The sequence below is a fragment of the Campylobacter jejuni genome (assembly GCF_001457695.1).
GTDB lineage: Bacteria > Campylobacterota > Campylobacteria > Campylobacterales > Campylobacteraceae > Campylobacter_D > Campylobacter_D jejuni.
Genome location: NZ_LN831025.1, coordinates 657,954 through 683,448, shown reverse-complemented (window position 1 = coordinate 683,448; position 25,495 = coordinate 657,954). Strand labels below are relative to the sequence as shown.

The following is a 25,495-nucleotide window of genomic DNA, read 5'->3' as shown; positions in this document are numbered from 1 at the left end:
GCTTATGCCTAAATCTTTCTGGCTCAATCGATCACTTATTTAGATTTCAAAGATTGACTAATAAGATTTGAATAACAATACTAATTTAAAAGAACAAAACAAAAAACCATTTTTAAAAGAAAAGTTTTTAAATTAAAAAACAAGATTTATAAAAAAGCTTTTAGTTTATAAGATAAAAACCAAAAGAGTTAATTTATAAAATCTACTAAGCTAGTGAAACTTTATAATTTAAAAGATTTTAAGTCCTTTTTTCAAAAAAGGAAATGAAAGTATAACCAATTAAACTTAAAAGGGGATTAAATAAAGGATTAAATAGTATAAATATTTGTGTAAGTATTTATATTAAGTATTTGGTGGGTTGAAAAATGGGGGGGGGGTAGAAATTTCTCCAATCACCCCACAAAGTTAAAAGTATTTTCCTAGGCTTACATAAACTCTTGCTCGATGTTCTCCATCGTGTTTAAACCGATGAACAGCTCTTGCGGCATCCATTTTTACATAAAAATTAGCACTTCTTGTATAGAGTATTTGCATACCCATTGCATCCATAAAATAATGATTTTCGCTTTGATATTCTTTATTTTCATACCAAGAATATCCTATATCATAAAAAGGAGTCAAGTAAAGCCCTTCTAAAGGTGTTTGAAATCTTATTCCTAAGGTGCCAGAAACAACATTATCCGCACTCCCCTCGCCTTCTAAATAAGCACGCACACCATAAGGTCCACCTAAAGACACGGATTCACTACTATCTAAAACAGCACCACCGATAACTTTTTGATAATTGAGTTGAAAAATGTGAGTTAAGCGTTCTTGGAATTGATATTCGTTGCTTAAATTTAAATTCATTTTTCCAAAATTCCCTAAATTTACTCCATTAAATCCAGAAGAATCACCATCGTTTTCAACATTGCCATATGTAAAATTTAAGGTATAACTTAGGACATTATTCTCTAAACCTTTATAGGTTCCTTCTATGCCTAAATTTACACTATTGCTCGCTTTTTCATTACTTACTAAACCATCAAGATAATAATCTTTAATCTTTTTATGAGTAAAACCCGAAACAAGATATAAAGAATACTCGGTATATAAAAACACGGGATAAGAAAAATTTACCCCAACATTCATAGAGTCCCCATAAAAACCAAGATTTCTATAAATTCCACCAAGAACATAATGTCCTTGAGTTGCAAATGGAGTAATTTTTAAATTTCCTATAAAAGTACTATAATTAATCCCATAATCTATTTGATTTTCATCGCTATCTTGAAGATAAAAATTTAAGTTATCCCCTTGTCTTGCTATATTGTTTAAACTTTGACTCATTCCTGCTCTAAAACGACCTGTTTCTTTAGTCCCATAGTTGTTAGAATATAAAGTTAAAGTTGCACTATCACCTTTGTTTACTTCTATAATAACATCGCTTTCTCCATAACCATCACCTGATTGTAAATTAGCATTGGTTTAGATTCCGTATATTTCATTGATTTTGTAAATTTCATTTTCCACATTTTTAGTTGTGATAACTTTCCCTTTAAGATTTTTGTTCAATTTACTCTCTAAAGCATAATCTCTCACACCTGAGTTGTTTTTAATGATTACTTTTCCTAAAGTTCCAAAAGCTATGTTAATTTGCACTTTGTTAGAACTTAAATCTTGCGGTGGTATATAAGCAGTTGCCGAAGGATAGCCACTTACTTGACAATAATAAGCTATAATGTTTGTTATATCTTTTAAATTTTGTAAGCTTAATTCTTGGTTGCGATATTCAGCTATTGCATCTTGAATTTATTTTTCGCTAATTCTTAATTTTTTAAATGTCAAATCTTTATTATCGATATGCAAAACATACTCTCTTACAAAAACCTTAGCTTCATTTTGATCAGTTTGTAAATTTGCAATATTTGTAGTATTTTGCTCTTTAAAATTTACAGGGCTTTTTTGATTTTTTAATGTATTTTTTAATTTTTATTTTGTGGTCCATTTGCTTCAGAAGAGCTTTCTATAAGCTCTCTTATTTTATTATTATTTAGCTCTTCAGCATGTGAAAATACTTACAATAAGATTAAAACAACTAAAATTTTTCTCATTTTTATTTCCTATTTTGCATTTACACAAATGTTCATTGTCTTAAAATTATCACTTACAATACAACGCAAACCACTACTTCTAGCATCTGCTTCTCCTATGTCCACTTGATCATCATCTTCTTTTTTTGTGTCTACTTTAGTTTGAATTTTTATAGGAGCTTCTACAACCTTTTCAGGAATTTCAGGCGGCAATACAGAAGGTTTGTCTGGATCTTCACCCCCTCCCTCTTTTTTTGTTTATCTGGCTCATAGATAGATATATTTGATTTTTCTGGCAATGAGGCTAATTTTCCTTCGAATTTATAATTTCCAGTGTATACTTTACCATCTACATCGCTTCCATTTATAGCAAAACCTTGAGAATTTAGAATCTCATTTTCAAGCTTATAGTGAAATCTTTCATTTCCACTAAGATCCGCAAACTGCTTTTCAAGAGCTTCTTTTTGTTCTAAAAGTTTTGCATACATAACTCTAAGCGTTTCATCGCTAACTAAGCCTGATTCTTTGATTTTTTCATAGTTTTTATTTTCTTTGTCAAGTTGAGCTAAGGCTTCTTGGTATTTTTGTAATTCTTCTTTAAAACTAGCGAAATAACCTTCGCCGGTTTTGATTTTATCCATAGCAGTTTTCTTTTGCGTCCATTTTTCATAAAGATTGGTATAATTTTTATAACTTTGTTCTTGCGAACCTTGCCATAACTTTAAAAATTCTTGTTCTACTCCAGTATCTTTAAACGCATTTAAGAAATTTAAACTTTGAGTGATCTCACTGGCTTCATCTTTTCCTACCACACCCTTACTATCTGTGTAAGTCCAAGTTTTGGTATCAAAATCATAAGTGCATTTTCCATTCATCAAATCATCTAAAATTCTTTGAAGCAATTTTGGATCAAAGTCGTCTTTGGATAATACAGGATCTTTAAAATCAGGCACTTCTGGAGTAATTTTTGCATTACCATCATAATAAGAAACATATCCATTGTTATAATCTTTACTAATCACTCCATCTTTTTCAAGAATAGCTATAATTTGTTTATTTATCTCCCTATCTTTCATTATATTATAATCATAAAATTCATATGATCTACCATCTTTATAAGCATAACCATTTATAGCACTCCCCTCCCAAAAAAGCCATCTTTAATATCTTGATAATACCAATTATATTGCTTAGTGTTATATTTTTTTTCATAATAGATAGCAACATTATCCGTTTTCATAATTCCATCATTCCAATTTTTCACAGAATACCCATAAAATAAACTTGATACTTTTCACTAGGATTTGAACGAAACTTTTGAGCAATAATACTCACATCTTGCCCAAATTTAAGTTGAATATTATTAAAATTTGCTCTCCCAACTTTTGATGTAAACAATCCCCAAAAAATCCACCAAAAAAATTATACTCCCAGTTATTTAAATCTGGAAAATAGCTCGAAGCTCCATCTCCAGCTTTAGCGTAAATTTGCATTTTTTGATCAAAGTTTAATAATATATTTTTAAAATCAACATATAAAATTTTATCATCTAAAGGATTTAAAAGTCCTATAAAACCGCCAGAACCTACTTTAAAGTTACCGTTAACAACCCAAACATATCCTCTTTTCGCAATAATATCTCCAAAAATTTATTAAAGAAATTTTTTCAAAAGAGTTAGTTCCATTTATAGCTCCAGCAAAACCTCCTGCGCCAGCATGCTTGACAAAAGTTTTACCATCTGCTTGAACACTACCTATATTTTTTAAATCAATTTGAGAAAAATATGATTTATCTCCAGCATAACCTACAAAACCACCTGCAAAAATATTACCACCTGTTTCCGAACCTAAAATCGTTACTCCGCCAATATTGTTTAATAAAATATTAGAAAAATTACTACCTTCTGAATAGCCAGCAAAACCACCTAAGTAAATATCAATGATACGCACTGCTAAATTTACCCTCTGGCTGTAGTGCGATTTTAGAAAAATTATCTAAACTAATACGATTAAAACTAGAACCACTTTTGGCATAACCTACAAAACCACCACCATAAAGAAATCCACCGGTTCCATTTTTGGAATTTGGGTCAAAGAAAATTAAATCTCCAATATTTTTTAAATGAATATTGCTAAAATCTGCGTTAGAGCTTTGCCCAACAAAAGCTCCTCCAGAATTTGTTTTTCCGCTAAATTTCAAACCATCGACATTAAGATTATAAATTTTAGCCTTATTATTACCATCTTTTCCTTCAACTTTACCAAAAATACCAGTATTCCATCCTTTGTCCGTGTTTTGAGCATTGATAAGTATATTTTTTAAAGTATAATTTCCACCATCAAAAATTCCACTAAAGGCATATTTACTTGCACCCACAGGATCCACTGCATTTTTATATCCAAAATCTATATTGCTAACCAATCTTACAGTTGTTAAATCATCTTTAAAAATTCCATTTAATTCATCTTTATTCCAACCATTTGAAAATAAAATCCATGCTTAAATATTTTTATCATTTTCCCAACCGCCAATAGTGATGGCTTTGTAAAAATTTTGACTCTCTTTTCCATTGCAAGATGACTTTAAAATAGTACCAAAATCTCCAAATTGATATTTATCATTTGCAAAACTTGTCATATCCCTTTGCATAAATCCCTCAACAATAGCCGTGCCTTTGAAGCCATCTTTATCAATTTTAATAGTATTTTTATTCTCTTTATCTTTTCCTACGCTAACATAAACATAATTTCCTATTAAAACAATATTATCTGCATTGATCTTTCCAAGATTTATAATATTTCCTTGCTTGCTTGCTTACATCAAATGCTGGAGAAAAATTCATCCCTTGAGAAATAAAATTTTGGATATCTGAATCTTTTAAAGCTGTCGTGCTAGCTACAAATTTTCCCGCAGTGATAGTTCCTGTTTTGCCAATCAAAACTCCCATGGGATTAACTAAAAAGATATTGTTATTCCCGCCATTTAAAGCTCCGTCTATCTTAGAAGCATCTTTTTGATAAGCAATGTTTAGGTAGTTTTGATTTTTGCCGTTAAAATTTACACTTTCATTTTGTCCTATATTAAAACCGCCACCCCATTGGATAACAAAGTTATTTCCACCAGTTCCAGCTCCTTTGTTTCCTGTGATATTCATCGTGCCATTGCTTGAACTTATACTTCCTGTTGAACCATGAGTAAATTTACCTCCACTTGGTAAAGCATAAGCTTGAGAAAAGAGCAAAGAACTCACCACAAATGATAAAACTATATGTTTACTCATCTTTTTCATGTTACTCTCCTTTAAAGTATGTTGATATAAATTATTTTTGCATCATCTGAAACTTCAAAGCTAAAATTTACATTTTTCAATGTACTTTTAGCTAACTTTTCTATCTTGTTGTAATTAAATTTATTTTTATTATTTTTCATTTTTTCTAACAAATTTTCTAATTCTTGTTGATTTAACAATCCATTGTCACCATCATAAATTCCAACATCACTTTGTATGAGAATATATTTTCCTTTTGTTGGTTTATTTTTAGTAAAAATTTCCATACTTCCATTTGCAGGAAGATTGATAAGTTTTTCTATAGTCAAGATAGGATTTTTTATTTTATTTGGTAAAATAAGTAAAATTTTCAAAGTTATTTACCACTTCTGATTTGACATCTTGAGTATCTATAATCAAACGATTGTTTTTAGAAAAATCTTCTTGATGCGGTAGAATTTGAGTGATTATTTTACCTTTTTTATTTACTTCATGAAAAACAGAACCAGAAAGCAAATCGATATTTACATCTTTAAAGAAATTCAACTCTCCACCTAAATATAAAGTATTGTTATAAGATTTAAAATTTGAAATATCCGAAGTTCCAGATGGAGCTAAAAATATAGCATCTTGATTTTTATACTCATCTATGTTTAAATTAACAAATTCCATGATATTATCATGAGAATTTGCAGACACTCCAGCTATCAACCCCACATAACCTTGTCTTTTATCTGAGGCAGTGCTAAAAGCTGTGTTGTTGATGATGATTTTATTAAAAGCACTTTCTTTATCTGCTTTTATAATGCACGAACTTTCCACGGCAGCCGAAGAACAATCTTTAAGCTTTATAAGATTGTTGTTTGCATTTTGAGTTGCTTTTAAAATAATTTTTAAACCCTTTCCTAAAGAACTCGCTTCGATTAAACTCTGAATGAGATTATAATTTATTTTATTATTTGAAACATTTTTAGCATTGATCATCAAACTTAAATTTTTAGATGATTTAATATTTTCAAAATTTACTTCATTATTGTTTGATTCATCGGCGATATAGTCTAATACCATCTAGCGTAGTTTCACTTGTAATAAAAGCATATAAGGGCAATGAAATAACAGAATCTTTTATACTTAAGGTATTATTATTTGCTTTTCCGCTTAAAGTTCTTGCTGCATATACGGTAAATTTATCAGAATAATTTTGTGGAACTTTTTCATAGGTTAAATCATTTTGTATATCAAAAACATTAAAATTCGCACCCTCCGTAGCAAAACCTCCGTAAAGATTGTAATAATTTTTTCCATAAAAATTATCACTGATTTTTAAAGGTTTTTTAAGACGAAATACAATTTTATTTCCATTAGCTTCACCATCATTAGAATACCCACCATAGAGGTTTAACGATGCATGTGTTTTAATGTTTTTATTAAGATGATCTAATGAGTTAAAATGATAAACTTCTATAGAATTTTTCTCTGCATTACCCTGTAATGTTCTTCCACCGTAAATTTCTCCAAATAAAACAGCATCATAAAAAGTTATTTTATTTTGCGAATTTACCATTAAATCTAAATTTAAATTTTTAATTATTACGGAATTTTTACTTACATTGTATTTTTTAAGATTATTTACATCAGCTAAAGCACCTAAAATTTCAAAGGTCGAACGAGCTGTATACTCACCATCTGGCCCATGAAGGACGATATTGGCTGAATCGATAAGAACTTTATTGTTTTGTAAATTAGAATTTATGCCAAAAGCTCCCATTAAACGAGTAATTCTTTCATCATAAATATCCTTACCTTCTTCATCTGAAAAATACTGGGAATTATGAAGGTCAATTTTTGTATTTGACTCTAAGATTAATTTATTGTCTTTAGCTTCACCATCAAAAGCTACAGATCCTGAAATATAAGGAGCTCCATTTAAGGGCAAGGTGTAGATATTTTCTACACCCATATTGATATAGGAGTTTTCTTTTAAAATGGTTTGATTGTTAAATCCCCCTCCCTGTCAGTAAACGCCGCAGTAATTAAATACTTAAAACGATCGCCTTTTTGAGAATTATTAGGTACTCCACAATCCCCTATGCTTGGTTTGCAAAAATACACAGAAGACAATTCTCCATTTTCTAATATAAGTTTATTATTTGTTGCATTTGTATTTTGAGCATAAGCTGTTACAATAAAAGGTATAAAAGAACTAGGAACGGCTTGAGTATCTGAAGATACGGTTCCTAAAGTACTAAAAGCTGTTATGATCTCTTCTTTTGAAGTATCCGGAGTTAAAATTTCAAGCTTGGATAAATTTTTATTTCCAGATTTAGGGTTATTATAAATCATAGTTAAATTTGATATAGGGTATTTTGACTTAGAAGCATAGAAATTTTTTCCATTAATTTTTTTAAAAATTTCTGCTTGAGGATCATAAACTTGATTATCCTTAAAAGAATGTTCAGAAATATAAAAAATTTTTCCATCCTTGCTTGTAGCCTGAACCGCCGCAAAACAAACCGAAGAAGATAAAACCACACTACAAACGCCCAAGCCAAATTTTGAATTTGTCTTATTTGTAAAAATTTTAAAAATATTAAAATATTTTTTCATCTCATTTCTCACTAAAATAAAACCTTTTGATTTATCGCAAATTGATTATTTGCAACACTATCCCGTATGTCCTGAGTTGATTATAAAATATTAATTTGATATTTTATTTTTCAATATTTAAATTTAATGAAAATTTAACAAATTTTATATTAATATATTATTAAATAAAATTTTATTTTAAATATTAAAAAAATACTTTTATAATTATTTAAATATTATCTGAAAGCACAACATTAATATAACTTTTCTAAAAATTGATCCAGACTTAATTAAATATAAATTTAAAATAAGTATAATTTTAAAACATTTTATATCAAAGGAAAAAAATGAAAAAAATATTAAGCATTGCTCTAGTTGCTTTAGTTGGTTTATTTTTAGGTGCTTGTAGTGATTCTAAAAATAAAGAATCAAATGCAAGTGTAGAATTAAAGGTTGGAACTGCTCCAAATTATAAACCTTTTAATTATAAAGAAAACTCAAAACTTACAGGTTTTGATACTGATTTGGTTGAAGAGATTGCCAAAAAAAATGGTATTAAAATTGTTTGGGTTGAAACCAATTTCGATGGATTGATTCCTGCTTTAAAAGCTGGCAAAATCGATATGATTGCCTCAGCTATGAGCGCAACTGATGAAAGAAGACAAAGTGTTGATTTTACCAAACCTTACTATATGAGTAAAAATCTTTATCTTAAGCTAAAAAACAACGACTCTCTTCAAACAAAAAATGATTTAGAAGGTAAAAAAATAGGAGTTCAATTAGGAACTTTACAAGAAAATACTGCAAAAGCTATCAAAAATGCACAAGTACAAAGCAATAAAGATTTAAACATAGCTGTTTTAGCACTAAAAAACAACAAAATCGATGCTATTGTAGCTGATCAAGATACTGCTAAAGGTTTTTTAGCTGAAAATCCAGAATTGGTAAGTTTCTACCAAGAAACAGATGGAGGAGAAGGCTTTAGTTTTGCTTTTGATAAAAATAAACAAAAAGATATTATTGAAATATTTAACAAAGGCATAGATGAAGCAAAAACTGATGGATTTTATGATACTTTAATTAAAAAATATGAATTAGAATAAGCGTGAAAATTCACGCTTATAGCTTAAAAAGTTAAAATTTCATATTTTCTCTCTTTTGCAATTTTTAAAATTTTTTCATCACCATTACATACAAAGGCTTTGCTAACAGACTCTAGTAAAGGTAAATCATTGATAGAATCACTAAAAAAATAAGAATCTTTCATCCATTTTTCATAATCTTTACCCAAATATTCCTTAAGTCTTAAAACCTTGCCTTCCTTAAAGCTATAAATCCCATAAGCTTTTCCACTAAATTTATCACCCACACGCTCGCATTTTATGGCTATGCTTTCTCTCACTCCCAAAAAAGAGGCGATTTTTCTAACTAAAAATTCAGCCGTAGCTGAAATTATAATACACCTCTGATCTTGATATTTGATTATAAGTTCTTTAGCTTTTTCATAAGGTTTTATATAAATTTTTATAAATTCATCTACTAAAGATGAAATTCTATCTTCATTTTTACCCTTAACGCTTTGAAGAAAAAAGTCATAAATTCATCCATATCGAGCTTTTTTTCTTGATATTGTTTTTGATAAAAAACGATTTTTTCTAAATATTCTTGAGGTAAAAAACCTTTTTCAACACAAAATTTAAGCCAAAGTTTAGCACTATCGCCTTGTATTAAAGTATCATCTAAATCAAATAAAACAAGTTTCATTTTAACTCTTTTGCTAAAGAAAGATTGAATTTTAAAGCGATTTTATCACCTGCTTCATAAGTACTATGAGTGCTAAAATTTAAAGTATCTACCTTAAATTCAATTTCTTGCACTCTAACCCTATAGCGTATGATATTGCCTAACAATGATTTTTCTTTGATCTTAGCCTCTAAGCCTTCGTTAGAAATTTCTATGGTTTCAGGACGTAAGGCTATATCTTTTTTAAAATCGTGTTTTAAACCCAAGCTATCAAGCTCTTTAGGGCTTAAAATATTGTAATTTCCTATAAAGCTAGCCACAAAATGAGATTCTGGTAAAAGATAAAGATTATTTGCGTTGGAATTTTGTATGATTTTACCCTCATTCATTAAAATAATCGTATCGGATAACTCTAAAGCTTCTTCTTGATCGTGCGTTACAAAAATAGTGGTGAGTTCAAGTTCTTTTTGAATTTCTTTAATTTGCACCCTTAAATGCTTACGAATTTTAGCATCAAGTGCCGATAAAGGCTCATCAAGTAAAAGTAAATCAGGTTTAGTCACCAAAGATCTTGCTAAAGCCACTCTTTGCATTTGTCCGCCTGAAAGCTTATGTGGATAAGTTTTAGCGTATTCTTCAAGCTCGACGAGTTTTAACATTTTTTTCACTCTTTTTTCTATGTCCTTTTTATCCATTTTTTTGATCTTTAAACCAAAAGCTACATTTTCAAAAACATTAAGATTTGGAAAAAAAGCGTAATTTTGAAAAACCATACCTATATTTCTTTTTTGAGGACTTAATTTGGTAAGATCTTTATCATTTAAAGAAATTTTTCCTCCATTAATTTGGCTAAGCCCTGCTATACACCTTAAAAGAGTGGATTTTCCACAGCCACTTAGACCTAAAAGGGTTATAAACTCACCCTTTTTAGCACTAAAATCAATATCTTCGAAAATAATTTTATCCCCATAAGCTTTTTTAAAATTTTTAATCTTTAAATAAGCCATTTTTCACTCCTTAATCAAACTAGCTATAAAAGTTGTTATAAAAATTAACACAAAATAAACTATTACCAAAGCACTAGAATAATGCCCACTTTGATTTTTAATATTATAAAGATAAACTTGCAAAGTCTCATAAGCACTTCCTACAAGAATATTTGCGTATAAAAATTCGCCTATTAAAAAAGAAAAACTTAAAAAAACTGCCACCAAAATTCCATTTCTTAAGTTAGGCAAGACAAGTTTAAAAATCGCTCCCATTAAAGAACCTCCAAGCATAGCATTAGATGCGATGAGTTCATTTAAATTGACATTAGATATAGCATTATCTAAAGCCCTATATATAAAAGGTAAAGCTATAGTAAAATAAGTAAAAATGAGTATCCAAGCTGTGCCTCCTATATTGTCAGCATAAAGTTGCAAAAGCCCCACACAGCTAACTATAGGAGGTACGGCAAAAGGCATGATAATAAGTATATTTACAAAGGCTTTTAATTTTAAAAAATAATAATTTAACACAAAAACCAAAGGAAAAACAAGAATCACAGAAAGTAAAATACTACCCACACAAACAAGCAAAGAATGCCAAAGAGCAAGTAAAAATCTTTCGTCATGAAAAAGTTCTTGATACCATTTAAGCGTAAGATCATCAGGCAAAACACTTACACCCCAAGAAGTGGAAATAGAATATAAAAAAGTAGCCATTAAAGGCAAAGCTAAAAACAAAAAAACCAAAAACAAAACTGCATAATGATAAATTTTAGCTTTTAAACTCAAATTTTCATTCATTTAAAGCACCTTAAAATTATATTTTTTAGAAAGGAAATTGGCTATAAAGGTAACAACAAGCATGATAAAGGAAATTGGCTATAAAGGTAACAACAAGCATGATAATAGTTATAATGATACTTAAAGCACTAGCCATATAAGGATCAAGATTGATATCGCCTGCGATTAAAGCAGCGATTCTTACAGGAGCGACATTAAAATTTCCCGAACTTAAAGTATAAATAGTCGCATAAGCTCCAAAAGCATTGGCAAATAAAATCACAAAAACACCAAACAAAGCAGGAGCGAGCAAAGGCAAAGCTATTTTTAACCAATATAAAAAATTGCCTCCACCTAACATTTTACAAGCATTTAAATGTGAATTTTCAAGACTTTTAAAAGCTGGAAAGCAAAAGCAAGATTGCCAAAGGAATTTGAAAATACACATAAACAATATTTACCCCGAAATTAGCATAAACACTAACAAAAGGCTCTATGCCTAAATTTTTCAAAAACACATTAACTACACCATTGCTTCCAAGAACTATAATGAAAGCAAAAGCTAAAGGAACTCCTGAAAAATTACTTATCATGGTATTTAAAGAAAAAAGAAATTTACATATTTTTGATGGAGCTAAAACAAATAAAGAATAGCTCGCCAAAAGCCCTATTAAAAGTCCAAAAATACTAGAAATAAAACTGATTTGTAAAGAATTTATAATGCTTTGTAGATAGAATTTGGACTCAAAAATATGTATAAAATTGGCTAAAGAATAAATTTCATCCTCTTCTATATAAAAAGCATTAAAAACAATCCAAATCAAAGGTGCTATCATAAAAAAAGTAAAAACTATAAAAAAAGGTAAAATACTTAAAAATGCTAGAAATTTTTCTTTCATTTTTTGGCCTTTAAAATTTCATCATTATATCTCTTATCGTGTTTAAGTCCTAAAATTTCACAGATACTGCCACAAATTTCATCCTGTTTTATCTTGGCATTTTCATACGAAAAAGCACTACCAAAAGTGAAAAAAGGCACTAAAATTTCATCTTCGCTTAAGCCTCCATGACTTTTACCCTCTGTCATACCATGATCGCTTGTGATGATTACATTAATACCTTGTTCTAACCAAGTAGGCAAATACTCAGAAATCAAAATATCAACTTTTTTGGTTTTATTAGCATACTCAATAGAGTGTGAGCCAAATTTATGTCCTGCATCATCTATATTCATAGAGTGTATAAGAGTAAAATCTAGATTATATTTGTTTCTTAAATGCTCCCCATCTGCAAATAAATGAGAATCTAAATAATCATCTTCATAATAAAAATGTCCATAAGGCAAAGTTAAATTTTCATCTTCTATATGGCGATGTAAAGAAGGAATAAATTCTTTTTTATTATAAAGCTCAAAAACCCAATGATAAGCTGCGCCTCCAGCTTTTAAGCCTTGTTCTTTGCAAAGGTCAAAAATGCTTGTTTGTTTTGAAAAACTCAATTTATTATTAATTATCCCACTTAAAACAGGCTTTACGCCTGTTAATAAGCACTCGTATAAAGGACGAGACATACTAGGAAGTTCGCATTCTAAAGAATAAAATTTGCCCAAATTCTCTTTGCAAAGCGCATTTAAATATCCCATATTTATACTAGCGCTTTTACAATTTAAGCCATCAAGCACAACTAAAATAACTTTGGATATCATTTACTCTTTAAAAAATCTTTTACTTCAAGTAAAATAAACTCATTATCATCAGTTTTATTAGGTTCTCTGCTTGAAGAATAAGGAAAGTTATTGTCGTTTTCTACGACTATGTGAGAGTCATCTACTATATCCACACCTTCTATGGTTTCAAAAGGAAAAACAAATTTATCATTTACCAAAGGCTTTTTAGAAATTTTATTTCTATCTTTAATATTTAAAAGATCTATATAAGAAATTTTTTGAGCTTCATGGGTTTTATCATCTAATTTAACCTTATAAATTCTTTTAAATTGAGCTACATTATTAAAACAATGCTTAGTATCTTCATCTTCTTTGCAAGCTTTATCTTTAGCGCCTTCTTTTTGATCTCTTTCTATGATGATGCCGTATTTATCATCTATCATATTAAAATCACCTATGGAATGGCTTTTATCTTCTAAGAAATATTTATTAAGTTTTCCGGTGAATTTTTTATTTTTTACATCAAATTCTATGATTCTTAGATATTCTTTACCTTTTTCATTCTCATAAGCGTTGTTATTATAAATGCTTCCTTCTAAAAGCAAATAAAGTTTAGAACCATCTTTAGAGCTTGCCATAGCTTCAAAGCCTTTAGAACGCTTGATATTAAATTTCTCATTTTCTCCATCAGGCTTATCGCTAAATTTTAAACTTGGATTATCAGGAGAAATAAGTTTTTTACCCTCCACATACACATCAAAAACTTCTTTTAAATTCCCATTCTTATCAAAATGAAGCAAATAAGGACCAAATTCATCACCTATATAAAATTCATCATTGATAACCTGTATACTCTCAGTATCAAAATCAGCCCCACTTAAATACCTCTCTTTAGTTGTTTCGGTGGTTATAGGATAGGGGTATCTTTTATCACTATCTTTAAAAAAACTGTTTTTAAAAGTTCGTATTTTGAGTTTTTAAAATCAAATTTAAACTCGTGAGCATAAAGCATAGCATCATAAGAATTATACTTTTTACCCAAGCCATTATCACTAATCACCCAAAAAACATCTTTTTTTGGAATATATTTTATCCCACTATGTCCTTGTATAGGTTGATTTTTAAAAGGTAAATAAAAATCTGTTTCCCTGTTTCCCTTGGATTTAAAAGTTCCAATTTTTTCTTCTCTAGTGATATTTGCAAATTTCCCATAAGTTTTAAAAAAATCAGGAGCATCCTTAGGAGGTTTTACTGTACTTTTAGAATCTATGATAATATGCCCTGCTAAATTGGCCTCATACTCTTGAACTCCAAATAAAACACTGCAAAGCATAGCACTTGTTAAAATAACCTTTTTCATCCAATCTCCTTTATTTCATATCCACTATAACTTTTTCTTGCCAAAGTTGTGGCAATTCTTTAGCACTTTTTTCCCAAGCTTTTTGATCTTTGATTGCTCTTGCATTTTTGTATTGCTCACTTGGTAAAAGTTTAGCTTTTATATCATTTGGCAAGGTAATATGATCAATTCTTATTGGCCTTGCATAACCTTTTGCTAGATTGATTTGTCCTTTATCAGAAAGTATAAACTCACGGGCTAATTTAGCTGCGTTTGGATGTTTTGCGTATTTATTGATAATAGTTGTATAACCCGAAATAACACTACCATCAGCAGGGATTAAAACTTCATAACGATCTTGGCCCACTTTATCTCTATAGCCTAAACCATTAAAATCCCAAACTAAACCCACTTCAACTTCACCTTTTTCAAGATTGGCTATACTTACATCATTATTTACAAGTCTTCCTTGTTTGGCTAAAGTATTAAAAAAAGCTAAAGCAGGACTTAAATCTTTTTCATCTCCACCTAAGGCATAATTAGCTGCTAAAACTGCACTCACAGCTTGAGCTGCTACGCTTACATCACCCACGGTAATTTTATAATTTCCCTTAAGCAAATCTTGCCAAGTTTTAGGTATATCTTTTACTACATCTTTATTGACTATAAAAGCTATGGTTCCTGTATAAGCTAAAAGCCAATTTCCATCTTTATCTTTAGCCCAAGTTGGAATTTGATCCCAATAGCTTGTCTTAAAAGGCTGAGCTACTCCTTGTTTAACCGCTATCTCTCCAAAAGAAGCTCCTACATCCCCTATATCACCGCTTGCTTTTTTCTTTTCGGCTTTAAATTTAGCAATTTCTTGAGCTGAACTCATATCTGCATCACTATGTTCTATACCATAAAGACTTTTAAGATCTGCCCAAGTATCCTTCCAATTTGCCCAAGTATCAGGCATAGCTAAAGAATTTACCCTACCTTCTGCTTGCACAGCTTTAATCAAATTCTCATCAATAGCTTGTGAATTTGAAAACAATAAGGCAACAAGACCTAAACTTAAGAAAAATTTCTTACTCATTTTTTTCCTTTCAAAAAATATTTTGGAAATTTAATGAGTTTTAGAAACATTTTAGAAACAAGTTAATTTTTAAGCAAACAAGGTTATAATTTTAAAGTCATAAACAAGGAGCAATCATGCTTTATATTTATATCAAAACTCAAAATGCTTTAGTTCAAAGAATCAATTTTAATCTCGATAGTCAAGAACTACCACAAAATATTTTATGGATTGATTTACTTCATCCAAGTGCAGCAGAAATTGCTTTTATATCAAGTGAATTTAATCTTGAGTTTCCTACAAAAGAAGAAAGGGAAGAAATAGAGCTTAGTGCAAAATATTGGGAAGATAATGCGACAATAACCATCAATGCTCATTTTTTAGTAAGAGATCTTAAAAGCGATGAAGAAGATAGGAATTTAATCAAGCTTCGCACAGAAATTGTTACTTTTGCTACAGCTAAAAATATCTTATTTACTATAAGATATAACGAATTTAGCACTTTTGAAGAAATTCAAGCAAGGATTTTAGCTAGTCCGAAGAATTTTGAAGATGGTTTTGATATTATTGATAAAATGTTTGAAGTGCGCGTTGAAAAAGATGCGGATTTACTAGAATGGATAGATAAAGAAGCAAGACGCTTAAGAACAAGTGTTTTAGAAAAAAAAGATGAATATAGTTATGATGAAATGCTAAAGGATATTTCAAGTTTGCAAGAGCTTAATATGCGCGTAAGAGATTCTTTATTTGATAAGCGTCGCGCTATGACTTCTTTGCTAAAAAGCGATAAAATTGATAAAGATATAAAACAAAATCTCACTATAGTTTTAAAAGACTTAAATTCTTTGGTTGAATTTAGTGTTTCGCAACTTAATATCTTAGATAATATCCAAACCATTTTAGCCAGCCAAATCAACATAGAACAAAATAAAATCATTAAAATTTTCACCGTTGCAACTGTTGCCATGATGCCACCTACTTTAATAGGAACTGTTTATGGTATGAATTTTAAATTCATGCCCGAACTTGAACTTCACTATGCTTATCCCATAGTGCTTGGCGTGATGGTAATTTCTATCATCTTGCCTTTAGTTGTTTTCAAGAAAAAAGGATGGTTATAAAAATTTATTAAGGAGAAACAATGGATACAATAAACATAGGAATTTTAACCCTAAGCGATAGAGCAAGTAGTGGTATATACGAAGATAAAGCCACTGCTGAAATTGAAAGAGTGTTAAATTCATATATAAAAAATGATATTATTTATCATAAAGAATTAATCCCTGATGATTATGATTTGATCATTAAAAAATTACTTTATCTAGCAGATGAAAAAAAATGCGATTTGATTGTTACAAGCGGAGGTACAGGTCCAGCACTTCGTGATGTAACCCCAGAAGCCACGGAAGCCGTGTGTGATAAAATGATGCCAGGTTTTGGAGAACTTATGCGCTTAGAAAGTTTAAAATATGTCCCAACAGCTATACTTTCAAGACAGAGTGCAGGAATTCGCAATAAATCTTTTATCATTAATTTACCAGGAAATCCTAAGGCTATAAAAGAATGCCTAGAGCCTGTTTTTCCGGCTATACCTTACTGTATCGATTTGATAGAAGGTGCTTATATAGAAGCAAATGATGAAGTTATTAAGGTTTTTCGCCCTAAGAAAAAATGTCAAAATTAAAATTTATTAGCCCTAACAAGTCTGCTTAATTGTCTAGCAAGCAGACTTGCTGAAGCCTCATCTTTACTTATCTTTTGCACTTTATTTTTAAACTTACAAAGCCTGTCATCTAAAATCACATCATTGATTGGAATTTTAGGCTTTTCTTTTTGCTTTTGTGAAATCTTTTTCTTAAAAAACATTCTTTAATCCTTTTTTATAAATATACACCAACTTAGTTGAAAAGAATATTATTTTAGATTTTAAACTATTAACTTTATTTCATTATTTTAAGCTAGAATTCGCAAAAAACCAATCAAGGAAAAATAATGACTTTAATTGCAATTTTATGTCTTTACACAGCACTTTTATCTTGGATTTCCTATGCTCAAATTTGTTTCTTAGAAAGAGAAAAAGACAAACAAGCTCAAATTTTAAGCGAAAAAGACTATCAAAATGCAGCAGATATTGCCATCGAAAATGAAAAATTTAAACTATTTTCCAATTTTTATAATTTAATCATCAATATTGCATGGATAGGTTTTGGATTTTTATATCTTAAAGAATTGCTTATCTTAAACAACACTCGTTTTGAAAATACTTTATTTTTATTATCTTTTTTAATAATCACAAGTATTTTAAATCTACCTTTAAGTATTTATGAAAGTTTTATCAAAGATAAAGCCCATGGTTTTTCAAATATGACTGTAAAACTTTTTATCAAAGACACTGTAAAAAGTCTTATTTTAACTTTAATATTTGGATTTTTAATCCTTTATGCTTTGCTTTTTTGCTATGATTTTTTTGGAATTTTTTGGTGGATTGCGGCCTTTATTTTTGCCTTTTGCATTATAGTGATTATAAATCTCATCTACCCTACCTTGATAGCACCTATTTTTAATAAAATGGAAAAACTAGACGATGAAAATTTATTGAAAAAAATCAGCTCTTTAATGAAACAATGCGGGTTTAGTGCAAATGGGGTTTATGTTATTGATGCAAGCAAAAGAGATAAGCGTTTAAATGCTTATTTTGGTGGACTTTTTAAAAGCAAAAGAGTGGTGCTTTTTGATACATTATTAAAAGCCTTAAATGAAAGAGAACTTTTAGCTGTTTTAGGACACGAGCTTGGACATTTTGTTCATAAGGATATTATCAAAGCTTTATTTAACGGCGCTATAACCATGTTTTTACTTTTTTTTGTTTTTGCAAATTTACCTGAATTTATTTACTTAGAAAGTCATCTAGAAGGAGTAAATGGTGGCGTGTTTGCTCTTTTGTTTATCTTGGCGAATATTTTTAGCTTTTTAATCTCTCCTATGCTTAATGCCTTAAGTAGAAAAAATGAATTTGCGGCTGATCAACACGGAGCTAAAGTTACAAGCAAAGAAGATATGAAAAATGCATTGATAGCCCTAGCAAGAGAAAATAAAGCTTTTATCAAAACAAGTAAAATATATGCATTTTTTTATCTCAGCCATCCAAGTATTAGTGATAGAATCAAGGCTCTTTCTTGACTATAAAAAATGCTCTTATGGAGGCTAAATCTAGCTTAAAAGGTTATGAAAATGAAGCAGTATTTATACTCTGTGAATATCTAAAAAAAGATAAAGCTTGGTTATTTTTAAACCAAGATATACAAATAGATCATGAACCTTATTTTAAGCTTATAAGGCGTTTTAAATCTGGAGAACCTTTTGAATATATATTTGAAAAAGTGGATTTTTGGGGATTAGAATTTAATATAAAAAAAGGTGTTCTAATCCCTCGCTACGATAGTGAAATTTTACTTTTTCAAATTTTAAATTTATGCAAAAAAAATACTTTTAATGGGATTTTAGAAATAGGATTTGGAAGCGGAATTTTAAGCATTATTTTAGCCAAAGAACTTGGGTTAAAAATCACAGCCTGCGATATCAATCCCAAAGCCTTAGAATTAGCTTTAGAGAATGCCAAATTACACAAAGTCGATCACTTGATTGACTTTAAACTTTGTAATTTTAAGCAAATTAAAGAAAATTATGATTTTATTTTTTCAAATCCACCCTATATTAAAAATTCATATCCTATAGATATTTGGGTGCAAAAAGAACCCAAAGAGGCTTTATTTGGTGGAGAAAAAGGATATGAAATTCTAGAAGAAATCATACATTTTTCCCTTGATAAAAAAGTTAAATTTTTAGCTTGCGAATTTGGCTATGATCAAAAAGAAATTTTGGAAAAAATTTTATATCAAAATAATTTCATTGTTGATTTTTTCAAAGATGAACAAGGTTATAATCGTGCTTTTGTAGCTAAATTTACAAATATGCGTTATGATAAAAAATAAAAGGAGAAACTCTTGAAAGCTATTAATTTATTTTTACTTGCCTCCATCATAGGGGTTGAACTCATACTAGGAATAGTTGTTGCACCAACAATTTTTTTTCCTCAAAATCTTATAGGAGAAGGAGTGTTGAGCCATTTTCAAAGTGGCTTAATGATGACGCGAATTTTTATTAAGATGGGATATTTACTGGTTTTTGTTTCAGTGGTTAATTTTTTATATGAAATTTATTCTCTTATAAAAGATGAAATGAAATTTCAAATAAAATTGTCAAAATTTATGCTGAGTTTGCTTATTTTGATCTTAAGCTTAATATTTGTTTTTTATTTTACTAATACCATAATTGAACTCCAAAACTTAGGCGAAAACGCTACAAAAACTCAAGAATTTATCAGTATCCATAATGCAAGTGAAATAGTGATTAAAATCATCTTGATAATGCAAGTTTTTTTATATTTCTTAAGCTTTAAAATAGCAAAAAAATGATAGAATATTAAATAAATCCAAAAGAGAAGGAGTAGGCCATGATGATCTCTGATGCAACTATGATGCAACAAAATTATTATTTAAACAATGCACAAAAAGCTAGTGATAAAGCTTTAGAAAATATTGCGGCTGTTCGTGCAATAAGTGGAGTTGATAGTGCCAATTTAGCTATTGCTGATTCTTTAAGATCTCAATCAAGCACTATAGATCAAGGTGTCGCAAATGCTTATGATGCTATAGGGGTTTTACAAATTGCAGATGCTAGCCTTACCAATATCTCTCAAAGCGCAGATAGACTTAATGAACTTTCAGTGAAAATGAACAATGCTGCACTTAATGATTCTCAAAAAGGAATGCTAAGAACAGAAGCAACACGCATACAAGAATCCATCAATGATTCTTTTAATAATGCAACTTATAATGGAAAAAATGTCTTTCAAACTATGAATTTTGTAGTAGGTAGCGGAACTGAAACTACAAATTTAAATCCATTAGCAACAGGTGGATTAAGCATAGATAATCAAGATAGTATTACAAATTTTATGGATCAACTTGGAAGTTTAAGAAGTGAAATAGGCTCAGGTATCAATGCCATTACATCAAATATTAATACAAGTGTTCAAAACAGCATCAACTCAAAAGCAGCTGAAAATAATTTACTAAATAATGACATGGCAAAAAATGTTAATGATTTTAATGCCAATTATCTAAAAGAAAATGCTGCTGCTTTTGTTGCTGCACAATCCAACATACAGCTTCAAAGCAAAATTGCTAATTTGTTACAATAATATAAGCCCTAAATAAGGCTTATTTCTTTATCAAAATGACTTTAGAACAAATTTTAGAAAAAACCAAAAACATTCGTCTTGTAGCCGCAAGCAAGTATGTCGATGCAAGTATAATTGAAAAGCTTTTTGATCAAGGTATAGTAGAATTTGGAGAAAATCAAGTCCAAGCTCTAACACAAAAAAAAGAAAATCTTGATGAAAAAAAACTAGACATAAAGTGGCATTTTATAGGAACGCTACAAAGCAACAAAATCAATCTCTTAATCAAACAAAAACCTATATTATGGCACTCTTGCAATGGTATTAAAATAGCTAAAGCTATGGACAAAAGACTTGATTATAAATTAAATACTTTATTAGAAATCAATAGTGCAAATGAAAATAGCAAAAGCGGTCTAGATCCAAATCAAGCTGTAGAAGAATATTTACAAATACAAGAAGAATGCTATAATCTAAATCTTTGTGGCGTAATGAGTATAGGATCACACAGCCAAGATAAAGAAAGTATTATAAAAAGCTTTGAAACTACATTTAAAATTTATGAAATTCTTCAAAAACATGGGGCTAAAATTTGCTCTATGGGGATGAGTAATGATTTTGAAATTGCTATAAAATGCGGATCTAACTTAGTAAGACTCGGAAGCATTTTATTTAAAAATCTTAAGTAAGAACAATCTTACTTAAGCATATTTATTAGAAATTTCTTCTACTATACTATCAGAGATAATAAAATCTGTATGATAAAGCAAGCAAGATCCCGCGCTAATAACTTTTAAAACAAGTTTTTTATTATTTTTTTCATTAGGATTATGTGCATTTCTAGCAATTTCATGAATTTCATAGATTAATTCTCTATTTAATCTTGTCAAATCTAGCTCTATGATATTTTTTTCAAATTCCTTAGGTTCTGCGGTAAAATGATTTTCTTCTTTATTTTTGAAATCTTTTTTTGCTCCAAATTTTTTTATAGCTTTAATCTCGCCATCTTCAAGACTTTGTAAATCTTTAATTGCCTTTAAAAAAAAGCTAGGCTTCTCCCCTCCCTCAGCTTTAAATCCCAATACAAAACCATAGGCATTATTTTTTAAATTTTCATCTTTGATGATGTTTTCTATTTCTTCTACATTGCTTTCAAATACAGTAGCATCAAACGAAGAATAATAATCCAAAATTTCAATTCTACCATAACGCTTATTATTTTTACTCATCATGGATTTGAAATCTTCAATTTTACCTATACTTAAAATTTCTCCATTGTTTTTTAAACTTTCAAAATCTAAACTTTTAACATAATCTATGGCATTAATTTGTTCATAAAATCGATCTAAAGGATGGCCTGAAACATAAATTCCTAAAATTTCTTTTTCATATCCTAATTTTTCCATCACTTCAAATTCTTCATTTTTGGGAGTAAAATTTACTTGAACACCTGAAGTTAATTCCTCTTCACCAAAAAGAGAACTTGCAGCATTTTTTCTTACTTCAGCCATTTTACGCGATGCTTCGCTAAGATTTTCCATATTATCAAACAAAGCTTTTCTAGTAAAACCAAACTCATCAAAAGCCCCTGCCTTAATAAGACTTTCTAATGTTCTACGGTTTATTTTGGTAGGATCTATCTTACCTAAGAAATCATTAATATCCTTAAATTCTCCATCTTGTCTTGCTTCAAGTAAATTTTCAACTGCAGGAATACCCACACTTTTTATAGCCCCAAGTCCGTATATAATAGCATCCTTGCCATCTTGCTCTAAAGCACTAAATTCACGGATCGCTTTGTTAATCGATGGAGGTAAAAGTTTAATATTTATTTTTTTCATCTCATCAATATAAACAGCAATTTTATCCACATTGTTTTCTTCGCTTGTTAAAAGCGCTGCCATAAATTCACTAGGATAATAAGTTTTTAAATAAGCTGTTTGAAAAGTAATCAACGCATAAGCCGCAGAGTGAGATTTATTAAAACCATATCCTGCAAATTTTACGATAAGCTCCCATAAATCCTCAGCTTTTGCTCTATCATATCCTTGTTTTTCTGCTCCATCTGCAAAATCAGTTTTAAGCTTTTTCATCTTCTCAGGATCTTTTTTACCCATAGCACGACGCACTACATCAGCACCTCCTAAAGAAAAGCCACCTACAATTTGAACAATTTGCATAACCTGTTCTTGATAAACAATAATCCCATAAGTAGGCTCTAAAACCTTTTCTAAACTGTCAAAAGGATATTCTATACTTTTTAAACCATGCTTTCTGTCGATAAAATCATCAAGCATTCCTGATTCCATAGGGCCTGGACGATAAAGCGCAAGAACCGCAATGATATCTTCAAAACGCTCTGGTTTTAAGCGTGCATTTAAGCTTTGCATACCGCCTGATTCGATTTGAAAAATTCCCAAAGTATTTCCACTTTGTATGGTTTTATAAACTTTGCTATCATTTACATCTATAGTTTCCCAAATAATGTCTTTATTGTAACGCTTTTTAATAAGCTTGATCGCATTATTGATTACTGTTAAGGTTTTAAGACCTAAAAAGTCAAATTTTATCAAATCCACATCTTCTAAATGATCTTTAGAATACTGCGTTACCAAATGTCTTTCATCATTTTTACTTTGTCTAAAAAGCGGAGTTTTCTTCCATAAACTTTCATTAGAAATTACAACACCTGCTGCGTGCATACCCGCATTGCGATTTAATCCTTCTAAAGCTCTTGCATACTCCCAAACTTCAGGACCTTTAGGATGACGATCAATAAATTCTTTGATTTTAGGTTCTTTTTCATAAGCAGCATCAAGAGTGATTTTAAGCTCTTCAGGCACAAGTTTAGCAAGCTCATCAGCATCTTGAATACTCATATCACAAACTCTAGCCACATCACGTATCACCCCTTTAGCCAAAAGTTTACCAAAGGTAATCACCTGTGCAACCTTATCCGCTCCATATTTATCAATCACATAGTCAATCACTTCAGCACGTCTGTCTTGACAAAAATCCACATCAATATCAGGCATGCTCACACGCTCAGGATTTAAAAAACGCTCAAAAAGTAGACTATAAGGAATAGGATCTAAATCCGTAATCCTTAAACAATAAGAAACCAAACTTCCTGCAGCTGATCCTCTTCCAGGGCCTACTGGAATACCTTTATCTTTAGCCACTTTAATAAAATCATGAACAATAAGCATATAACCTGAAAATTTCATATTTTTAATGATGTTAATTTCTACTTCAAGTCTTTGTTTGTATTCTTCATGCTTGCTTTCATCGATAAATTTTAATCTCTCTTCAAGTCCCTTTTTACAAAGTTCTTCAAAAACTATGTCATCATTATCAAAGCTAAATTCTTTTGTTTCTTCAGGTAAGATAATATTATGATCTTTAGCATATTCTCTTGTAAATTTAAAATTCGGTGGAGTGGGATTGCCAAGATTAAGCTCTAAATTACATTTTTGCGCGATTTCTTGTGTATTTTCTATAGCTTCTGGAATATCTGCAAAAAGCTCACTCATTTGCTCAGGGCTTTTAACATAAAATTCATGCACACTATGACGCATTCTATCAGGGTCATTAAGTTTTTTTCCCATAGCTATACACATAAAAACCTCATGGGCAGCCGCTCTTTCTTTAAAAGTATAATGCGTATCATTTGTAGCAATGATTTTTATATTTAATTCTTTAGAAAGTCTGATAATATCATCATCTATCATTCTTTGATCACCTATACCATGACGCATGATTTCAAAATAAAAATCATCTTTAAAAACTTTTTTATACCATAATGCTGCTTCTTTTGCTGCTTCATAGCCTTTTGCACCAAAACGCACATTTCTTTCACTATAAGTATTTAAGTGCCAATTTACTTCACCTTGCAAGCAAGCAGAAGAACAAATAAGACCTTCGCTATAATCTTCCAAAAGCTTTTTATTGATACGCGGATAATAATACAAACCTTTAATATAACTTTGAGAACTTAAATACATTAAATTTTGATATCCGATCTCATTTTTTGCATACAAACAAAGGTGAAAACGCTGACGAGAACTTTTATCATCTAATTCATCGTGATTATGTAAATACGCTTCCATACCAATGATAGGTTTTAAACCTTGTGCTTTCATTGTTTGATAAAAATCAATTGCCCCAAACATATTTCCATGATCTGTCATAGCCACACTTGTAGCACCCTGCTCTTTTAAAGTCAAAGCTAATTCTTTAAGCTTATTAGCTCCATCAAGCAAAGAATATTCTGTATGTAAATGCAAGTGTGTAAATTGACTCATTTTCTTCCTTTAGTTTTTTAAAGCTTATTTTAATTTTGATAAAAATTATAAATTTTTCTCGCTGAATTTGAAAGAAATTGACCCTAAATTTCAACTTAAATTTTACAAAAAAGGCAAAAATTCAGCCAAAATAAACTATAATAAAATCTAAGATTTTAATCTTAATAAAAAGAACTTTTCAAAGGATGAAATGATGAAAGTAAAAATTGCTTATTGCAATCTTTGAAATTATCGCCCACAAGCTGCAAGGGTTGCAGAAGAACTACAAAGCGATTTCAAAGATGTTGAAGTAGAATTTGAAATTGGCGGCAGAGGTGATTTTATCGTTGAAGTAGACGGAAAAGTTATCTTCTCTAAAACACAACTTATTAATTGCGAAAGTGAAAGATTTCCATATCAAAATGAAATTAATCAATTAATAAAAAATAGAGTGTAATCAAACACTCTA

Annotated in this window: 26 protein-coding genes and 4 pseudogenes; 9 read left to right on the top strand and 21 right to left on the bottom strand. The window is 29.8% G+C overall.

From position 1 onward, the window contains the following. Window positions 1–405: 405 nt before the first annotated feature. The 12 genes and pseudogenes from AT682_RS09775 to AT682_RS03525 all read right to left on the bottom strand — a co-directional run bounded on the left by AT682_RS09775 (window position 406) and on the right by AT682_RS03525 (window position 7,948). Window positions 406–1,416: a ShlB/FhaC/HecB family hemolysin secretion/activation protein gene (locus AT682_RS09775; protein ID WP_236017592.1), complete on the bottom strand. Its 1,011-nt coding sequence runs from the start codon at window positions 1,414–1,416 to the stop codon at window positions 406–408. Between the two features lie 51 nt (window positions 1,417–1,467). Then, complete coding sequence (locus AT682_RS09770) at window positions 1,468–1,731, bottom strand: hypothetical protein (protein ID WP_508605196.1); 264 nt, start codon at window positions 1,729–1,731, stop codon at window positions 1,468–1,470. 371 nt (window positions 1,732–2,102) lie between these two features. Further along, entirely contained in the window at window positions 2,103–2,285 is a 183-nt protein-coding gene (locus AT682_RS09765) for a hypothetical protein (RefSeq protein WP_002882587.1), read from the bottom strand. Further along, window positions 2,255–3,148 carry a hypothetical protein gene (locus AT682_RS03545; protein ID WP_002882585.1) on the bottom strand — a complete coding sequence of 298 codons (894 nt, stop codon included), beginning with the start codon at window positions 3,146–3,148 and terminating at the stop codon, window positions 2,255–2,257. Before AT682_RS03545 ends, AT682_RS09765 begins: the two co-directional genes overlap by 31 nt. Before the next feature lie 526 nt (window positions 3,149–3,674). After that, entirely contained in the window at window positions 3,675–4,022 is a 348-nt protein-coding gene (locus AT682_RS09395) for a hypothetical protein (protein WP_016818272.1), read from the bottom strand. Next, complete coding sequence (locus AT682_RS09510) at window positions 4,009–4,494, bottom strand: hypothetical protein (RefSeq protein WP_016818273.1); 486 nt, start codon at window positions 4,492–4,494, stop codon at window positions 4,009–4,011. Before AT682_RS09510 ends, AT682_RS09395 begins: the two co-directional genes overlap by 14 nt. A 78-nt stretch (window positions 4,495–4,572) precedes the next feature. Continuing rightward, window positions 4,573–4,722 carry a hypothetical protein gene (locus tag AT682_RS09505; protein ID WP_169313238.1) on the bottom strand — a complete coding sequence of 50 codons (150 nt, stop codon included), beginning with the start codon at window positions 4,720–4,722 and terminating at the stop codon, window positions 4,573–4,575. Between the two features lie 115 nt (window positions 4,723–4,837). Beyond that, window positions 4,838–5,362, bottom strand: coding sequence for a two-partner secretion domain-containing protein (locus AT682_RS09500; RefSeq protein ID WP_002882581.1), 525 nt, complete (start codon window positions 5,360–5,362; stop codon window positions 4,838–4,840). Window positions 5,363–5,373: 11 nt separating this feature from the next. Then, on the bottom strand, window positions 5,374–5,715 hold the full coding sequence (locus tag AT682_RS10110; RefSeq protein WP_456251280.1) for a hypothetical protein: 342 nt from the start codon (window positions 5,713–5,715) through the stop codon (window positions 5,374–5,376). Beyond that, window positions 5,687–6,409 carry a hypothetical protein gene (locus AT682_RS10105; RefSeq protein ID WP_463604327.1) on the bottom strand — a complete coding sequence of 241 codons (723 nt, stop codon included), beginning with the start codon at window positions 6,407–6,409 and terminating at the stop codon, window positions 5,687–5,689. The genes AT682_RS10110 and AT682_RS10105 overlap by 29 nt, the downstream gene beginning before the upstream one ends. Continuing rightward, window positions 6,384–7,301, bottom strand: a complete 918-nt coding sequence (locus AT682_RS10100; RefSeq protein ID WP_463604326.1) for a hypothetical protein — start codon at window positions 7,299–7,301, stop codon at window positions 6,384–6,386. The genes AT682_RS10105 and AT682_RS10100 overlap by 26 nt, the downstream gene beginning before the upstream one ends. Continuing rightward, a pseudogene (locus AT682_RS03525) lies at window positions 7,231–7,948 on the bottom strand (hypothetical protein). The gene AT682_RS10100 and the pseudogene AT682_RS03525 overlap by 71 nt, the downstream one beginning before the upstream one ends. A 326-nt stretch (window positions 7,949–8,274) precedes the next feature. Between AT682_RS03525 and hisJ the strand changes: the two are divergent. Further along, window positions 8,275–9,030 carry a basic amino acid ABC transporter substrate-binding protein gene (hisJ, locus tag AT682_RS03520; RefSeq protein WP_002854837.1) on the top strand — a complete coding sequence of 252 codons (756 nt, stop codon included), beginning with the start codon at window positions 8,275–8,277 and terminating at the stop codon, window positions 9,028–9,030. A 23-nt stretch (window positions 9,031–9,053) separates the two neighbouring features. Here the strand turns inward: hisJ and AT682_RS03515 are convergent. The 7 genes and pseudogenes from AT682_RS03515 to AT682_RS03485 form a co-directional block, all read right to left on the bottom strand. Beyond that, window positions 9,054–9,691, bottom strand: a pseudogene (locus AT682_RS03515) (HAD family hydrolase). After that, window positions 9,688–10,677: an ABC transporter ATP-binding protein gene (locus AT682_RS03510; protein WP_002883628.1), complete on the bottom strand. Its 990-nt coding sequence runs from the start codon at window positions 10,675–10,677 to the stop codon at window positions 9,688–9,690. The pseudogene AT682_RS03515 and the gene AT682_RS03510 overlap by 4 nt, the downstream one beginning before the upstream one ends. 3 nt (window positions 10,678–10,680) lie before the next feature. After that, the gene (locus AT682_RS03505) at window positions 10,681–11,460 is read right to left on the bottom strand and encodes an ABC transporter permease (RefSeq protein WP_002878002.1); all 780 of its coding nucleotides are present in this window, start codon (window positions 11,458–11,460) and stop codon (window positions 10,681–10,683) included. Then, window positions 11,461–12,338, bottom strand: a pseudogene (locus AT682_RS03500) (ABC transporter permease). Further along, window positions 12,335–13,144 carry an alkaline phosphatase family protein gene (locus AT682_RS03495; RefSeq protein WP_002882301.1) on the bottom strand — a complete coding sequence of 270 codons (810 nt, stop codon included), beginning with the start codon at window positions 13,142–13,144 and terminating at the stop codon, window positions 12,335–12,337. Before AT682_RS03495 ends, AT682_RS03500 begins: the two are co-directional and overlap by 4 nt. Next, window positions 13,141–14,465 (bottom strand): annotated as a pseudogene (locus tag AT682_RS03490) (esterase-like activity of phytase family protein). Before AT682_RS03490 ends, AT682_RS03495 begins: the two are co-directional and overlap by 4 nt. Window positions 14,466–14,475: 10 nt before the next feature. After that, window positions 14,476–15,522 carry an ABC transporter substrate-binding protein gene (locus AT682_RS03485; RefSeq protein ID WP_002882300.1) on the bottom strand — a complete coding sequence of 349 codons (1,047 nt, stop codon included), beginning with the start codon at window positions 15,520–15,522 and terminating at the stop codon, window positions 14,476–14,478. 116 nt (window positions 15,523–15,638) lie between these two features. On the opposite strand from AT682_RS03485, the gene corA reads away from it, so the two are divergent. Both corA and mog read left to right on the top strand, forming a co-directional pair. Further along, on the top strand, window positions 15,639–16,622 hold the full coding sequence (gene corA, locus AT682_RS03480) for a magnesium/cobalt transporter CorA (RefSeq protein WP_002799370.1): 984 nt from the start codon (window positions 15,639–15,641) through the stop codon (window positions 16,620–16,622). A gap of 20 nt (window positions 16,623–16,642) precedes the next feature. Continuing rightward, the gene (mog, locus tag AT682_RS03475; RefSeq protein ID WP_002842823.1) at window positions 16,643–17,185 is read left to right on the top strand and encodes a molybdopterin adenylyltransferase; all 543 of its coding nucleotides are present in this window, start codon (window positions 16,643–16,645) and stop codon (window positions 17,183–17,185) included. Here the strand turns inward: mog and AT682_RS03470 are convergent. Further along, on the bottom strand, window positions 17,182–17,367 hold the full coding sequence (locus tag AT682_RS03470) for a hypothetical protein (protein ID WP_002776553.1): 186 nt from the start codon (window positions 17,365–17,367) through the stop codon (window positions 17,182–17,184). The genes mog and AT682_RS03470 overlap by 4 nt on opposite strands. Before the next feature lie 126 nt (window positions 17,368–17,493). Between AT682_RS03470 and AT682_RS03465 the strand changes: the two genes are divergently transcribed. The 5 genes from AT682_RS03465 to AT682_RS03445 are packed head-to-tail and all read left to right on the top strand — an operon-like array spanning window position 17,494 to window position 21,432. Further along, window positions 17,494–18,681 (top strand): M48 family metallopeptidase, encoded by a 1,188-nt coding sequence (locus AT682_RS03465; protein ID WP_002882298.1) that lies wholly within the window; start codon window positions 17,494–17,496, stop codon window positions 18,679–18,681. Continuing rightward, entirely contained in the window at window positions 18,678–19,493 is an 816-nt protein-coding gene (locus AT682_RS03460) for a HemK/PrmC family methyltransferase (protein ID WP_002873008.1), read from the top strand. The genes AT682_RS03465 and AT682_RS03460 overlap by 4 nt, the downstream gene beginning before the upstream one ends. 12 nt (window positions 19,494–19,505) lie before the next feature. After that, a complete protein-coding gene (locus tag AT682_RS03455; RefSeq protein WP_002882297.1) occupies window positions 19,506–19,976 on the top strand; it encodes a DUF4149 domain-containing protein in 471 nt (156 codons plus the stop codon). Window positions 19,977–20,014: 38 nt separating this feature from the next. Then, window positions 20,015–20,764, top strand: a complete 750-nt coding sequence (gene flaC, locus AT682_RS03450) for a flagellin C (RefSeq protein ID WP_002882296.1) — start codon at window positions 20,015–20,017, stop codon at window positions 20,762–20,764. Window positions 20,765–20,799: 35 nt separating this feature from the next. Next, on the top strand, window positions 20,800–21,432 hold the full coding sequence (locus AT682_RS03445; RefSeq protein ID WP_002882295.1) for a YggS family pyridoxal phosphate-dependent enzyme: 633 nt from the start codon (window positions 20,800–20,802) through the stop codon (window positions 21,430–21,432). A 12-nt stretch (window positions 21,433–21,444) separates the two neighbouring features. Here the strand turns inward: AT682_RS03445 and dnaE are convergent, their stop codons facing one another. Then, window positions 21,445–25,047 (bottom strand): DNA polymerase III subunit alpha, encoded by a 3,603-nt coding sequence (gene dnaE, locus AT682_RS03440; RefSeq protein ID WP_002882294.1) that lies wholly within the window; start codon window positions 25,045–25,047, stop codon window positions 21,445–21,447. A gap of 193 nt (window positions 25,048–25,240) precedes the next feature. Here dnaE and AT682_RS09175 point away from each other — a divergent pair, with 193 nt between their 5' ends. Then, window positions 25,241–25,483, top strand: coding sequence for a SelT/SelW/SelH family (seleno)protein (locus AT682_RS09175; protein WP_257406500.1), 243 nt, complete (start codon window positions 25,241–25,243; stop codon window positions 25,481–25,483). Window positions 25,484–25,495: the final 12 nt, after the last annotated feature.

Coding starts and splice junctions, on each gene's coding strand:
- AT682_RS03545 (WP_002882585.1), bottom strand. CDS start 3,148: ATGAAAGATAGGGAGATAAATAAACAAATTATAGCTATTCTTGAAAAA.
- AT682_RS09505 (WP_169313238.1), bottom strand. CDS start 4,722: ATGCAAAGGGATATGACAAGTTTTGCAAATGATAAATATCAATTTGGA.
- AT682_RS09500 (WP_002882581.1), bottom strand. CDS start 5,362: ATGAAAAAGATGAGTAAACATATAGTTTTATCATTTGTGGTGAGTTCT.
- AT682_RS10105 (WP_463604327.1), bottom strand. CDS start 6,409: ATGGTATTAGACTATATCGCCGATGAATCAAACAATAATGAAGTAAAT.
- AT682_RS10100 (WP_463604326.1), bottom strand. CDS start 7,301: ATGGGTGTAGAAAATATCTACACCTTGCCCTTAAATGGAGCTCCTTAT.
- hisJ (WP_002854837.1), top strand. CDS start 8,275: ATGAAAAAAATATTAAGCATTGCTCTAGTTGCTTTAGTTGGTTTATTT.
- AT682_RS03510 (WP_002883628.1), bottom strand. CDS start 10,677: ATGGCTTATTTAAAGATTAAAAATTTTAAAAAAGCTTATGGGGATAAA.
- AT682_RS03505 (WP_002878002.1), bottom strand. CDS start 11,460: ATGAATGAAAATTTGAGTTTAAAAGCTAAAATTTATCATTATGCAGTT.
- AT682_RS03495 (WP_002882301.1), bottom strand. CDS start 13,144: ATGATATCCAAAGTTATTTTAGTTGTGCTTGATGGCTTAAATTGTAAA.
- AT682_RS03485 (WP_002882300.1), bottom strand. CDS start 15,522: ATGAGTAAGAAATTTTTCTTAAGTTTAGGTCTTGTTGCCTTATTGTTT.
- corA (WP_002799370.1), top strand. CDS start 15,639: ATGCTTTATATTTATATCAAAACTCAAAATGCTTTAGTTCAAAGAATC.
- mog (WP_002842823.1), top strand. CDS start 16,643: ATGGATACAATAAACATAGGAATTTTAACCCTAAGCGATAGAGCAAGT.
- AT682_RS03470 (WP_002776553.1), bottom strand. CDS start 17,367: ATGTTTTTTAAGAAAAAGATTTCACAAAAGCAAAAAGAAAAGCCTAAA.
- AT682_RS03465 (WP_002882298.1), top strand. CDS start 17,494: ATGACTTTAATTGCAATTTTATGTCTTTACACAGCACTTTTATCTTGG.
- flaC (WP_002882296.1), top strand. CDS start 20,015: ATGATGATCTCTGATGCAACTATGATGCAACAAAATTATTATTTAAAC.
- AT682_RS03445 (WP_002882295.1), top strand. CDS start 20,800: ATGACTTTAGAACAAATTTTAGAAAAAACCAAAAACATTCGTCTTGTA.
- dnaE (WP_002882294.1), bottom strand. CDS start 25,047: ATGAGTCAATTTACACACTTGCATTTACATACAGAATATTCTTTGCTT.